Consider the following 12,961-nt stretch of genomic DNA (forward strand, 5'->3'; position numbering starts at 1 on the left):
TCGGGGGTTAATTTTATCGGGGGTTAGTATTTTTACTATCAAAAACTAATGATGATTGAAGACGAAGAACTAAGAGAGCTTTATAAAACTTCTAGTAGCGAACATCTTGCTAAGCTAGAATCCGATTTAATAATCCTGGAGAAAAATCCCCAAGACACAGTAGCCATTGAAGAATTTTTGCGAGAGGCACATACCCTAAAAGGGGACTCTCGAATGCTGGGGTTGAATGATATTGAAATGCTGGTACATCATTTAGAAGATTGTGTTGAGGGAATCAAGGCAGGAAAAGGGAAAATAACTCCCGAATTATGCGATCGCCTGTACCAAGGCATAGATGCAATCAATCAACTTTCGCATCAGGCAACTACTGGAGAAGCAGTAGAAGTCAATACTTTTGAAGTGTTGGCATCATTAATGGGTGTATCAGATGTCTCTCAATCTACTGGTAATTCTGAAGCGGATTTATTTGAAGATTCTGATTTTCAAGCATCTTTATTTGATGATTTTGATGACAATAATAGTATCGATCTGTTTAACGAAGCGGATGCAGAAAAAATATTAGCAGCTAAATTAGAATCAGTATCCGCTCCCTCCGTAACCCAAAATTCTCAGCCAGCAGTAGCTGCACCTGTAAAAGATTATTCCATTGACACTATTCGAGTTGAACCGCAAAAGCTCGATACCTTAATGACTCATGCTAATGAGTTAACCGTAACCAAGCTAAGTATTTCCCGCCAGATGACACAAATCAATCAAATGGTGGATTTATGGGAACAGTGGCATAAAGACAATTCTCAAAAACGTTCGGTGTTTGACCAGATTGAAAATAGTTTACCCCCAGAGAAACTCCAGCCCTTAAAGTATTTCTTTAACACTGCCCAGCAGCGTTTAGAGTCTTTCGGTAGCTTAGTCAATTATTTAAAGATTAGGGCTAACCAGGATGTCAATAGTTTAAACCTGATCGCCGATCGCTTGGAGTCTGGCATTCAAGAATTACGGCAGTTACCTCTGTCTAATGTTTTTAATCTGTTTCCTCGTATGGTGCGAGATCTGGCTAAACAACAGGGTAAAGAAATTAATTTGGTAATTGAAGGCGGAGATACTCAAGCTGATAAAAAGATTTTAGAAGAAATTAAAGACCCCCTGCTGCATTTGATTCGTAATGCGATCGATCATGGCATCGAAATTCCAGAAGAACGCATTAGACGAGGTAAATCCTCAACGGCAACTCTCGTGCTTCGGGGTTATCAAACTGGTAACAGCATCGGGGTTGAAATCCGCGATGACGGCAGAGGTTTGAATCTTGACGGTATCAAAAATACCGCCATCAGGCGACAGGTTCGCACAGAAGCCGAACTAGCTAATATGAGTCAGGAGGAAATTCAATCTCTAATCTTTGCTTCTGGCTTTTCTACTCGTACCGAAATTACTGAGCTTTCAGGCAGAGGAGTAGGTTTAGATGTGGTTCGAGCTAATGTAGAACGATTGAAAGGCTCAATTCAGGTGAGTTCTACCCCTGGAAATGGCTGTAAATTTCAAATTCGTTTGGGCAGTAGCCTCGCTACTACGCGGGTATTAATTGTCGAAGAAGCAAAAAACCTTTACGCCATACCAGTAGAGTATATCGCTAATATGCTAGCGATCGCCGTAGATGATATTTATACCATCGATGGTAGTGAAGTAATCGATTATGAAGATCGACCAATTTCTCTTGCTAAGTTGGGAACTTTATTAAAATTATCCACTACTAATCAGGTTCAAACAGCTAGTAAAGCTAACAAATTATTTTGCCTAGTTTTATATCTAGGCAAAGAATATTTCTGCTTAATTGTTGATGCCTTTGTAGATCGACAAGATATCGCCTTTAAACCTCAAAGTAAATTACTCAAGCGTATTCCTAATATTGCAGGAGCGACTATTTTAGGGAATGGGGAAGTATGCATGATTCTCAATCCTAACGATCTACTTCATTCTCTCAAAAACGGCACTTGGCACAATATTTCCGCTTCGGTGGAACCCGCCTCAGCCAAAAATAAACTACTGCTAGTAGAAGACTCCATTATTATCCGTACTCAGATGCAGCGTCTGCTCAAGAATGCTGGCTATGATGTCACTGTCGCTGTAAATGGTTTGGATGGGTTAGAGAAAATTCAGACAGAAGAATTCAGTATTGTGCTGTCTGACATAGAAATGCCTCAGATGAATGGTTTAGAAATGATCGCCAATATTCGTCAAAACAGTAAATATAATCAACTGCCTATTGTGCTAATTACTACTTTGGCTTCACCAGAGGATAAACGACGAGGTATCGAAGCAGGAGCAAATGCCTATTTGACCAAGGGTGATTTCGATCAACAAATTTTATTTCAAACTCTCGAGCAATTAGTTAACCACAATAATTAAATTTACCATGAACAAGATCAAAGTTGTCTTAGTTGAAGACTCTCCCGTAGCCATTAATATCTATGAGAAGATGCTCAACTCTTCCCCTCACATTGAGGTGGTTGGCAAAGCCTGCAACGGCAAAGAGGGATTTGATTTGGTTTCTAAGCTGAAACCCGATGTAATTTGTGCTGACTTAGAAATGCCTGTAATGAACGGTTTTGAACTTACCAAACAAGTCATGGCATATCATCCTACGCCGATTTTAATCATAAGTAATAGCGTGCAAAAAGATGATATAGACAATATTTATGAAGTGATGAAAGCTGGGGCAGTGGATATCATGCCCAAACCTCGAACCGCTTCGGGCGGTAATACCGAATCTACCCAGAAGGAACTGATCGTAAAGATTAGGGTTTTAGCTAATAAAAAAGTTACGCATATTCCCCTAAATTAGTACTTAATTTCAGCTTTAAGCTATCTAATGTTTAATTTGAAATTCATAATAATTTTTCGACATCAAAACCACGCTATCTCTTTTGGCTATGTGTGCTTAAGAGTACTGGCAGGCGGAAAACCTTTGGTAAACAACTGACCCATTTTTTTTACGTCCTAATATCAAAATACTAGTTAATTAGAATCAAATATCATGGCAATTAGAGTTTTATTAGTTGAAGATTCCGATGTCGCAATTAACATCTATGAAAAAATGCTCAATTCTTCTTCCCACATTGAAGTAGTTGGCAAAGCCAGTAATGGTAAGCAAGGTTTAGATCTGGTTTCGCTCTTAAACCCTGACGTAATCTGCGCGGATTTACAAATGCCTGTAATGGATGGCTTAGAATTTACGAAGCAAGTTATGGCGCATCATCCAACACCTATTTTAGTGTTGAGTAACGCGGTACAAAAGTCAGATATAGATAATATTTACGAAGTAATGAAAGCTGGGGCGGTAGATGTGATGGCAAAACCTCAAACCGCTTTGGGCGGAAATTCTGAATCTATGCAGAATGAATTAGTTGTCAAAATTAGAGTCTTAGCAACTAAGAAAGTTAAAGCAATTCCTTTGAGATAAAAGGGAAAATCAATTATGAAGAATGAGGGCGAAGAAACTATCTGCGACCCTCATAGTTCTTGATTTTTTACATAGCTGCTGCCCTGGCTTCAGCAGCTTCGTCGGGGTGAATGCCCAATCTAGTTAAATTAAGACGGTTTTTCTGATCGAAACCACGTATTTTAACGACAATTTCATCTCCGACTGCAACCTCATCATCCACTTTACCTACTCTGCCTTCGGCTAACTGGGAAATGTGAATCATGCCTTCTTTTCCCGGTAAAATCTCGACAAAAGCGCCAATATCGATAATTCTGGTAATTTTACCCAGGTAAACATCTCCTTCATTAAGCTTACGGGTAATGTTGTAGATCATCTTACGAGCCATGTCGGCTTTTTCGGCTTCTACTGCTGCAATGATTACTTTACCGTCATCTTCGATATCAATTTTTGCCCCAGTTTGTTCGGTAATGGCTTTAATTGTCTTACCTGAAGGTCCAATTACCATGCCAATCAAATCGGGATCGATCTTCATGGTTAACAGTCTAGGTGCATAGGGAGATAGCTCTTTTCTAGGCGCATCGATCGCCTTGAGCATCTCCTCTAAAATATAGATACGCGCTGGTAAAGCTTGTTGAATAGCCTTAGCAATCACATCCATGGAAAGACCAGTAATTTTCATGTCCATCTGTAAGGCAGTAATTCCTGTATCTGTGCCTGCAACCTTGAAGTCCATGTCGCCCAAAAAGTCCTCAATCCCCTGGATATCGGTGAGAATTCTTACCTCATCTCCTTCTTTAATTAGGCCCATCGCTGCGCCACTAACTGGTTTAGTTAAGGGAACTCCTGCATCCATCAAAGATAATGTCGAACCACATACTGAACCCATAGAGGTCGATCCATTAGAAGACAGTACTTCAGAAACTACCCGCAGGACATAAGGAAAATCTTCGGCACTGGGTAACACGGGAAGCAAAGCTCTTTCAGCTAGTGCGCCGTGACCAATTTCTCTCCGTCCAGGAGAGCGCATGGGGCGAGTTTCGCCGACGGAATAGGGGGGGAAATTGTAGTGATGCAGATAGCGTTTTTCGTCTTGGATGGTCATGTCGTCTTTAGTGTCCTGAGCATCCCCTGATGTCCCTAAAGTGGCGATCGAAAGTACCTGAGTTAGACCTCTTCTAAACAAGCCGCTACCATGAACCCGATTAGGTAAAACCCCTACCTTAGAAGAAATTGGTCGTACTTGATCTAGCTTTCTGCCATCAACCCTGATGCCATCTTCAAGGATTTGACCCCGCATCAGCTTTTTAGTTAGGGTTTTAAATGCCTTGTCAATTGCTTTAGGATCTTGAGCATGCGCTACTGCTATCGGATCGTCTTCAGGAAGTTCGGCGATCGCCTGAAGAATTTTAGTTTGCTTAATTTCATCTAAAGCTTCATCGCGAGCCTTTTTGTCAAAGTCATATTGGGAGAGAATTTGCTTGATATCTTGGGTACTGCGATCGCCCAAAAAATTGTTTAAACTCTGATCTTCTTGGAGAGGTTCGGGAACAACCACCTCGATACCCAATTCTTTAATTAATTCTCGTTGTGACTGAATTAGCTCTTGAATTGCTTCATAGGCAAAATCGATCGCCTCGATCACATCTTGTTCTGGTAGCTGATTTGCACCAGCTTCTACCATGACAATCCCTTCTGGGCTACCTGCCACAACAATATCGAGGTCGCCTTTTTTAATTTCTTTATAGGTAGGATTGAGAATAAAGTCATCTCCTACTAAGCCTACCCTGACTGCTGCCATTGGACCATAAAAAGGAATCTCTGCCAGCAAAACCGCTACCGAAGCCCCCGTTACTGCTAAAACATCTGGGGGTACATCTTCATCCATTGAAAGGGTAGTAGCAACTATCTGAATATCATCCCGCAACCAGTCAGGAAACAGAGGACGCATCGGACGGTCAATTAATCTGCTGGTTAAGATCGCTTTTTCTCCTGGCCTACCTTCTCTTCTAAAAAAGCCTCCAGGAATTCGTCCTGCTGCATATTGTCGCTCTTCGTAGTCTACGGTTAAAGGTAAAAAATCAATGCCTTCTCTTCCCTTTGCTCTCGTAGCAGTAACCAGAACCGCTGTATCGCCTGACTGTACTAATACTGAACCGCCTGCCTGTGGTGCGAGCAAGCCTACTTTGAGCCGAATATCACGACCATCAAAAGATATCGACTTGTCAAATTCTTGCATCAACTATATTTTCCTTATTTTTTCGCTTCTTTTTCTCGTGGCTAGATCCTAACACTATCTGAATCGTTAAATCTTTTATATGACAAGGTGATAGGGCTATAGTTTTGTGTTTAATATTTAAGTTATTTTAAGCATCTGTTTTTTACTGACCGCGGAATGCACCCAGCAGAATTAGTCAATTTGCTTCCATCCCGCTTTTTGTGGCTTAAAGTTGTCATCAAAGATGGTTTCAGAATCGTAATAGACCTCGTAGGTGTATTCTGTAGGCAGCTTAGATTCTCTTAAGTCTGCTCCTGCAAAAACAGTATGAAATAAATAGGCTTCTCGTAAATCTGCACCCTGCAAATTAGCTTTAGTAAAGTTTGCCTCTTTTAAATGGGCTTCTCTTAAATTAGCCTGGCATAGGTTGGCTCGTTCAAAATTTACCTTAATTAAAATTGCTTTGACTAAATTGACCAACGCCAAATTAGTTTGAATCAAACTAGACTCGCTCAAATTACAGCTAGTTAATTTAGCTTCTCGCAGATTTGAGCCATCTAATTGAATTCCTTTGAGACTAACTCCTATCAATGGTGCTTTACTTAATTCTGTGCGCCGAAAGTTAGTTTCTCCTTTGTTATACCTACTAAGAATTTCATAGGGTTTAGCGAAAGAAAAAAGATTAGTATTATAAATATTAAAAATGCTTGCCAAAAAAAAGTCTACGGTAATTTGCTTTAGATAACCTCGTTCCACTGCAAGACGATGAAACCTAGTTGGGTTAGTTTGCCGCTGTTGCTCGCGTAATAGTTTGGCAATTTGCTGTTCATTTAATAATCCTGCTTGGCGAAAGTAATATATTAAAGGCTGTTTTTGCTGTTGCTCTAGTAGTTTTGTCCACTTTTGGGCAAAAAAATCAGCCGTTTGCTGTTTAATCCAGTTGTGAGAAGCTAATATTTCACCAATTCGCAAATTGCTAGTACTCTGTAGCTGTAAAGCAAATTCTATTTGACTCGCCGTAATTAACCCAGCCTCAATTAAAATTTCTCCTAAAGGTTTATTAGCTTCAGATATTAAAACTTCATTGCTATTAGGTAAATTTTGCATTTATTTACTACAACTAGACGTAATTTAAGAATAATTTGATGACTATTACAATAATTTAACTTACATATTGTAACAATTGATTTTTAAAATATTATTTAAACATATTTAAACAAGAGCTAAATAAAATTATTTAAGTAAAATTATTTAGTCATAATCCAAATCAAATATTGACCAATTGGAAATTAATTTAACTCATCCTTGGGTAAAAACTGTAGCCGAAGCCAAGATAATTCAAGCACAGCTCAAACATCAAGTAATTGCTTCAGACTGTTTGGCGAAAGTGAAATATGTAGCAGGAGTAGATATTGGTTTTGAGGATAACTATGCTACTTCTAAAGCAGCGGTGGTAGTGTTAACTTATCCAGAATTAGAGCTAGTCGAACAGGCGATCGCTCGTATTCCTACTGCTTTTCCTTACGTACCTGGATATCTTTCATTTCGTGAAATACCCGCAATTCTAGAAGTTCTACCCCAATTAAAAATTACTCCCGACTTAATTTTATGCGATGGTCAAGGTTTGGCGCATCCTCGTCGTTTGGGGTTAGCTTGTCATTTAGGAGTTTTACTAGATATACCAACTATTGGAGTAGCTAAATCTTTATTGATTGGTCAACATGAATCAGTTCCGCTCGAAAAAGGTAGCTGGAAACCGCTGATGGACAAGGATGAAACCATTGGAGTCGCCTTGCGATCGCGCACTAAGGTCAAGCCAATCTATGTTTCTATTGGACACAAAATTAGCCTGCCAACGGCGATCGACTATGTAATGGGCTGTCTAACTAAATATCGCCTACCAGAGACTACCAGATGGGCAGACAAATTAGCTTCACACCGCAAACAATCCTAGTAAATCCTAGTCAATCAAACTCAGCCGAAATCTTGAGATTATTCTAAAGTTATAATCGAGCTAATCAAAATTGTGATCATGAAATATCAGGTAGTTTACGACAGTAAATGCAATCTTTGCACCACTTTTGCCCAGCTTTTACAACAATTTGACCGCGAAAAAATCTTTGCCTATATTCCGATGCAGGATGAAACAACTTTGGCAAACTATGGGATCGCCACTACAGATTGCGAGGCGGGAATGATTTTAATTGACCCGAATCAACCAGCTAAAAGATGGCAGGGAAGCGAGGCAGCCGAAGAAATTGCTCGTCTGTTACCCTTAGGAGAACCTTTTGTCGCTGCCTATCGAGCTATTCCAGGGATGAAGTGGTTAGGCGATCGCACTTATGAACAAATACGCGATAATCGCTATCAATGGTTTGGGGAACGGAAAAATTCCGAGCCAATTTAAAAAAGCAATTTATTTCAAGCACACAGATATATGACTCTTAAACAGTTTATTGGTTCAGAAGCACAAAGTACTTATGCAGCAGCCAAAGTAGTTATCCTGCCTATTCCCTATGAAAAAACCACTACCTATCGTCAAGGATGTCAAAATGGGCCTGAAGCAATCATTACTGCTTCAGATCAGCTAGAGGCTTATGACATTGAGTTGGGAAAAGAAATTTGTCAGGATATAGGAATTTATACTGCTCAGGCGATCGCTAATACCAAAATAAATCCAGATATAACTCCTGAAGCAGCGATGGAAGCGATCGCCGCTCGAGTATCTGAGTTACTTAGCGATGGTAAGTTTATGATTGCTTTGGGGGGAGAACACAGCATTACCGCAGCAATAGTCAAAGCCTATCAACAGAAACTAAGCCAGCCGTTTACAGTAATTCAGATTGATGCTCATGGAGATCTGCGCCACTGTTACGAAGGTTCAATTTATAATCATGCCTGCGTCATGCGCCGAGTGTTGGATTTAGGAATACCAATTCTTCCTATAGGTATTCGCAGTATTTGTTTAGAAGAAGCGCAGTTAATCAAACAGCAGCAGATACCTGTAGTTTGGGCAAAAGATATCGATCGCAATTCAGACTGGATCGAACAGGCGATCGCTAATATATCAACCGAAAAAGTTTTTATCACCATCGATCTAGATGGACTAGATCCTAGTCTGATGCCTGGAGTGGGGACTCCCGAACCTGGAGGCTTAAACTGGTATCAGTTAACCAAATTTTTGCACAGGATATTTACTCAACATCAGGTAATAGGTTGTGACGTGATGGAATTAGCACCAACATCAGACTCAGTAGTATCAGAATTTATTGCAGCTAAATTGGTTTACAAATTGATTGGCTTTAGTCAATTCTTGAGCTGAAAAAAAATTAGTTGATGATCGAGAAGCTTTGTATTCCTTAACTTATAGTTCAAATGAGATCTGGCTCACAGTCAAATGTAAATTAAAATTGATAAAATTGGATATTTGTAGACAGATTTCTGCCGTTCTATTCTTACTGGAAACTTTTTAAAGGAAAGAGTATTTATGAACACGATAGGTAATTATGCTCCCGATTTCGAGATTCCTGGTATCGACCAAGAAGTTTATCATTTAAGTAGCTATCGTCAAAAATTTAAAGCGATCGCCGTAGTCTTTATGAGTAACGATCCAGTAGTCAATCAGTATATTGAACGTCTTAAGCAAATTCAAACTGATTTTGGGGGGCAAAAATTCACTATCATGGGTATAGATTCTGAATATCGTTCTGAACCAATTGCCCAGATCGTGGAAGCCATGCGACAATACGCTCAAGCAAAAAAGCTGAACTTTCCTTATTTGCGAGACTCTACTCAAGATGTTGCTAGATCTTTCAAAGCCAAAGTTTTACCCACTGTTTATCTGTTAAATAGCGATGCGGTAATTTGTTATCAGGGCAGAATTGATGATTGTGCCGAATCAATCGAGCAAGTTAACCAGCATTACCTGCGCGATAACATTTGGGCCATGCTTTCGGGACAGAAAATTGTCCAAGATTATGTGACACCCGTAGGTACTGATATTCAGTGGCGACCCCAATAGGTACTGTCCAATGCCAAGGTGGCCAAAAATTTGGATTTTAGACCTGCTATTAACTTAAAGCATCGAGCTTTTTTAATGACAAAGTACAGAAAACTGCTATGTTATGGGGAGGTAAATAACAAGAAAGATTGAGGTTTACTTTTCTAGGAATGAGTTACCAGAGGGTTTTATTAAAATTAAGTGGCGAAGCCTTAATGGGCAACTTAGGCTACGGTATCGATCCTGCGGTAGTCGCCAAGATTGCTCAGGAAGTGGCAGACGTAGTCAAGAGTGGAGTCCAAGTAGCCATTGTTGTTGGTGGTGGAAACATCTTTCGCGGAATGAAAGCCTCTGCTGCGGGAATGGATCGAGCAACGGCTGATTATATTGGCATGATTGCTACTGTAATGAACGCGATGACTTTACAAGATGCTCTAGAAAGAATAGGCATTTCCAATCGGTTACAAACTGCAATTTCGATGCAGGAAGTGGCTGAACCTTATATTCGCCGTCGAGCTATTCGTCACCTCGAGAAAGGTCGAGTTGTAATCTTTGGTGCAGGTTCGGGAAATCCCTTTTTTACGACTGATACTACTGCTGCTTTAAGAGCGGCAGAGATCGATGCAGAAATTATTTTTAAAGCTACTAAAGTAGACGGAATCTATGATTCTGACCCAGTAAAAAACGAAAATGCTCATCGCTACCAAAGCTTGACCTATAACTATGTCCTAACCCAAGAGTTAAAGGTGATGGACAGTACAGCGATCGCTCTGTGTAAGGAAAACAATATTCCTATATTAGTTTTCAATCTTTCAGTAAACGGTAATATTATGCGTGCAACCAAAGGAGAACCTGTTGGCACTATTGTAGGAGGAAATTGTGAAGTTATCTGATATAAAAGAACGTATGCAAAAGACTGTTGAGGCTACTCAAAGGTCTTTCAACACTATTCGTACAGGAAGAGCAAGCACTTCTTTATTAGACCGCGTTATGGTGGATTATTATGGCTCAGAGACTCCCCTAAACTCTTTGGCTAATCTTAGTACCCCCGACGCAACGACAATTATGATCCAGCCTTATGACAAAGGCAGCATGGGTCAGATTGAAAAAGCGATTTCTCTTTCTGATATTGGTCTGACACCCAACAATAATGGAGATTTAATTAGGCTGAATATTCCTCCTCTAACCAAAGAGCGTCGTAAAGAACTAGTAAAAACAGCAGGAAAGCTAGCCGAGGAAGGTAAGGTGGGAATTCGCAATATTCGTCGTGATGCGATCGATGAAATTCGCAAACAAGAAAAAAGCAGCGACATTTCCGAAGATGAATCTAGAGATTTACAAGACGAAATTCAAAGCATTACCGATAGTTTTAATCAAAAAATTGATGATTTGTTGGCTATAAAAGAGAAAGATATTATGACTGTTTAAATCGGTGGTGTTGGTTTAAAAGTTTAAAATTAATCATGATTTTGTTCGCAATTATTAAAGCTTGTCAATCCTGCGATGAGAACCTTTATTAAACTAATTTTAAGCGTGAGATTCGTAAATCCTGAACATTTGAGATGATTGAAATTAATCGCGACTAATCGATTAAATACTACTAGGAAATAGGCTTCATTAATCGGTTGTTAAAGACCGATATTTTTTTGCTTCAAAAGTTAATAGTTGAGTGTCTCGTCAGCGTGCGCGGCTCCATAGACTCTGTATTTCGGCAATTTCTTGAGAACTGGGAGGCTGTTTGATGTCAATAGCCAGATCTGGCATTGACCCAGGAATATTTTGTGACCGAGGACTATCAAGAACTGAGGCTAAATCCAGTCCAGGAACAGCTGGACGAAATCCATATTTGATCAATACTTTTTGTTGCTCTGGTTGAGTTAGATATTCAACAAATTTGTTTGCCGCTTTAGCAACGCTCCTGGTCGTATTTTGCTGGACAATAGCAGCAGTAGCGACAACGATTTTGAAACTGCTGTAAAACTCCTGCTGATTCTGAAACTAAAGTATTCAATGAAATTACCTGTGCTTGTCGAGCATCTTGTCCTTGCTGTACTAATTTTAGGTTGTTTTCTAAACTGGTAGCTAACTGATTCAATTGTTGTTTTGCCGCTCCTGAACTTTGTTTAGCTAAAGTAAGTACTTCGGTTAATTGCTGATTCAATTCTTAGGGAGATAATAGCGAATCTGAACCTGACAATTTCAGTGATAGCCGCTCAATTTTGCCTGGTAATTCTAAGACGCGATCGCAAGCATATTCCACTGCTGCAAATAGTTCTAATTGTGTTGCCCAGGTTAAAAGCTGCTGTGCTTCGGTGTGTAACTCTTCGGCTTTTTTGGCTAATAGTTTAGCTTGCTATTTGACTGAGTGTATTTCTTTAGCTAATACGGGATTATCAAGGTTATTTGGTTGGGTTTCTTTGTTACTTAGAGGAATAGCAAGTCCTGCTGCGATCGCGACTGCTGTAGGTAATGTAATATAACTAGGCAACTGTATTAGGCGTATTCCAACTACCAAAGTAATTCCGCCTGCTAAAACAGCCAAGGGATAGTGTAGAGGATTCACTAATTTCATAGTTATTCGTTGTTAATTACTAACTGTTTAGAATTCAACCTGTAAATCTGCCATTAAATCAGAAATGGTTTGAGGATCGCCTTGGCGATAATAACCTCCATTTAATTCAGCGATCTTTTGTAAAGTTTGCGGATTAAATTCACCTTCTTGACCATAGCCAACAGTAAAAAAGGCAATATTGTCTCCTGACTCAAAATTGCTGATTTTCAATTGCTCTCAAAGCTGGTCAAGGTTTATTTGAGAGCCAGAATCTTCTCCATCTGTCAGAATCAACACCGCATTGATGGCATCTCAATATATTTTTTGAGCTTAATCTTATTATGACCTATGTTTCCTATTTGGAATGACTATATCTGATGTCAGGGGATTGATTAAGTACGGGGTGAAGAATGAGCGCGATGCCTTTGGCTAAGCTTCGCCAATCGCTTGATGCTATCTCTAACGTATGGCTGTGGATTGAGGGTGTCTGAGGCGATCGGTTTAACCTGAGATGATTTCAAGAAACATGGTGAAGGTGGTAAAGCAACGGTATTTGGCAAAGGCAGTAAAACTAGAATTGTCTTGATACCTTCTGCGTTATGGCGTGCCGTTAAGGAGTTTGAGAAGCGCGAGGAAGCGTTGCCCGTGCATGACTAGCGGCGGCTTTTCCTAAAGGATAAGCTTCGAGACCGAAGGGCGGAGTGCGGTTTATCCGTGAATCCGCGATTGGCAAATGAGAGGGAATCTTCCCACTCA

The 12,961-nt window shown here is 39.9% G+C and carries 16 protein-coding genes; 9 read left to right on the top strand and 7 right to left on the bottom strand.

Annotated features, from left to right (window positions below; translation table 11 throughout):
• Positions 1–48 precede the first annotated feature (48 nt).
• The 3 genes from V6C71_01080 (at position 49) to V6C71_01090 (ending at position 3,457) form a co-directional block, all read left to right on the top strand.
• On the top strand, positions 49–2,403 hold the full coding sequence (locus V6C71_01080; GenBank protein ID HEY9767082.1) for a hybrid sensor histidine kinase/response regulator: 2,355 nt from the start codon (positions 49–51) through the stop codon (positions 2,401–2,403).
• A 7-nt stretch (positions 2,404–2,410) separates the two neighbouring features.
• Positions 2,411–2,839 carry a response regulator gene (locus tag V6C71_01085; GenBank protein ID HEY9767083.1) on the top strand — a complete coding sequence of 143 codons (429 nt, stop codon included), beginning with the start codon at positions 2,411–2,413 and terminating at the stop codon, positions 2,837–2,839.
• A 192-nt stretch (positions 2,840–3,031) separates the two neighbouring features.
• Positions 3,032–3,457, top strand: coding sequence for a response regulator (locus tag V6C71_01090; protein HEY9767084.1), 426 nt, complete (start codon positions 3,032–3,034; stop codon positions 3,455–3,457).
• A 67-nt stretch (positions 3,458–3,524) separates the two neighbouring features.
• On the opposite strand, the gene V6C71_01095 is transcribed toward V6C71_01090, so the two are convergent.
• Together V6C71_01095 and V6C71_01100 are read right to left on the bottom strand one after the other, a co-directional pair.
• Entirely contained in the window at positions 3,525–5,675 is a 2,151-nt protein-coding gene (locus V6C71_01095) for a polyribonucleotide nucleotidyltransferase (GenBank protein HEY9767085.1), read from the bottom strand.
• A 171-nt stretch (positions 5,676–5,846) separates the two neighbouring features.
• Positions 5,847–6,761, bottom strand: a complete 915-nt coding sequence (locus V6C71_01100; GenBank protein ID HEY9767086.1) for a pentapeptide repeat-containing protein — start codon at positions 6,759–6,761, stop codon at positions 5,847–5,849.
• Positions 6,762–6,936: 175 nt separating this feature from the next.
• Here V6C71_01100 and nfi point away from each other — a divergent pair, with 175 nt between their 5' ends.
• The 6 genes from nfi to frr all read left to right on the top strand — a co-directional run bounded on the left by nfi (position 6,937) and on the right by frr (position 11,082).
• Positions 6,937–7,608, top strand: coding sequence for a deoxyribonuclease V (gene nfi, locus V6C71_01105; GenBank protein HEY9767087.1), 672 nt, complete (start codon positions 6,937–6,939; stop codon positions 7,606–7,608).
• A gap of 78 nt (positions 7,609–7,686) precedes the next feature.
• Positions 7,687–8,061, top strand: coding sequence for a DCC1-like thiol-disulfide oxidoreductase family protein (locus tag V6C71_01110; protein ID HEY9767088.1), 375 nt, complete (start codon positions 7,687–7,689; stop codon positions 8,059–8,061).
• 30 nt (positions 8,062–8,091) lie between these two features.
• Positions 8,092–8,976, top strand: a complete 885-nt coding sequence (gene speB, locus V6C71_01115) for an agmatinase (GenBank protein ID HEY9767089.1) — start codon at positions 8,092–8,094, stop codon at positions 8,974–8,976.
• Positions 8,977–9,141: 165 nt separating this feature from the next.
• Positions 9,142–9,675 (top strand): redoxin domain-containing protein, encoded by a 534-nt coding sequence (locus tag V6C71_01120; protein HEY9767090.1) that lies wholly within the window; start codon positions 9,142–9,144, stop codon positions 9,673–9,675.
• 149 nt (positions 9,676–9,824) lie between these two features.
• Positions 9,825–10,547: a UMP kinase gene (gene pyrH / locus V6C71_01125; GenBank protein HEY9767091.1), complete on the top strand. Its 723-nt coding sequence runs from the start codon at positions 9,825–9,827 to the stop codon at positions 10,545–10,547.
• The gene (gene frr / locus V6C71_01130) at positions 10,534–11,082 is read left to right on the top strand and encodes a ribosome recycling factor (protein ID HEY9767092.1); all 549 of its coding nucleotides are present in this window, start codon (positions 10,534–10,536) and stop codon (positions 11,080–11,082) included. The genes pyrH and frr overlap by 14 nt, the downstream gene beginning before the upstream one ends.
• Positions 11,083–11,331: 249 nt before the next feature.
• Here frr and V6C71_01135 read toward each other — a convergent pair whose 3' ends face one another.
• The 5 genes from V6C71_01135 to V6C71_01155 form a co-directional block, all read right to left on the bottom strand.
• Positions 11,332–11,508, bottom strand: coding sequence for a hypothetical protein (locus V6C71_01135; GenBank protein ID HEY9767093.1), 177 nt, complete (start codon positions 11,506–11,508; stop codon positions 11,332–11,334).
• A 52-nt stretch (positions 11,509–11,560) separates the two neighbouring features.
• A complete protein-coding gene (locus V6C71_01140) occupies positions 11,561–11,815 on the bottom strand; it encodes a hypothetical protein (protein HEY9767094.1) in 255 nt (84 codons plus the stop codon).
• Positions 11,816–12,007: 192 nt separating this feature from the next.
• Positions 12,008–12,226, bottom strand: coding sequence for a hypothetical protein (locus V6C71_01145; protein ID HEY9767095.1), 219 nt, complete (start codon positions 12,224–12,226; stop codon positions 12,008–12,010).
• A 27-nt stretch (positions 12,227–12,253) separates the two neighbouring features.
• A complete protein-coding gene (locus V6C71_01150) occupies positions 12,254–12,436 on the bottom strand; it encodes a hypothetical protein (protein ID HEY9767096.1) in 183 nt (60 codons plus the stop codon).
• Positions 12,437–12,597: 161 nt separating this feature from the next.
• Positions 12,598–12,765: a hypothetical protein gene (locus tag V6C71_01155; protein HEY9767097.1), complete on the bottom strand. Its 168-nt coding sequence runs from the start codon at positions 12,763–12,765 to the stop codon at positions 12,598–12,600.
• Between the last annotated feature and the right edge of the window lie 196 nt (positions 12,766–12,961).

Source organism: Coleofasciculaceae cyanobacterium (genome assembly GCA_036703275.1).
Lineage (GTDB): Bacteria > Cyanobacteriota > Cyanobacteriia > Cyanobacteriales > Xenococcaceae > Waterburya.

Bases quoted from the DNA above. Each gene is read 5' to 3' on its own strand.
- V6C71_01085 (HEY9767083.1), top strand. From the start codon at position 2,411: ATGAACAAGATCAAAGTTGTCTTAGTTGAAGACTCTCCCGTAGCCATT.
- V6C71_01080 (HEY9767082.1), top strand. From the start codon at position 49: ATGATGATTGAAGACGAAGAACTAAGAGAGCTTTATAAAACTTCTAGT.
- V6C71_01095 (HEY9767085.1), bottom strand. From the start codon at position 5,675: ATGCAAGAATTTGACAAGTCGATATCTTTTGATGGTCGTGATATTCGG.
- pyrH (HEY9767091.1), top strand. From the start codon at position 9,825: ATGAGTTACCAGAGGGTTTTATTAAAATTAAGTGGCGAAGCCTTAATG.
- V6C71_01090 (HEY9767084.1), top strand. From the start codon at position 3,032: ATGGCAATTAGAGTTTTATTAGTTGAAGATTCCGATGTCGCAATTAAC.
- V6C71_01120 (HEY9767090.1), top strand. From the start codon at position 9,142: ATGAACACGATAGGTAATTATGCTCCCGATTTCGAGATTCCTGGTATC.
- V6C71_01100 (HEY9767086.1), bottom strand. From the start codon at position 6,761: ATGCAAAATTTACCTAATAGCAATGAAGTTTTAATATCTGAAGCTAAT.
- speB (HEY9767089.1), top strand. From the start codon at position 8,092: ATGACTCTTAAACAGTTTATTGGTTCAGAAGCACAAAGTACTTATGCA.
- V6C71_01110 (HEY9767088.1), top strand. From the start codon at position 7,687: ATGAAATATCAGGTAGTTTACGACAGTAAATGCAATCTTTGCACCACT.
- V6C71_01145 (HEY9767095.1), bottom strand. From the start codon at position 12,226: ATGAAATTAGTGAATCCTCTACACTATCCCTTGGCTGTTTTAGCAGGC.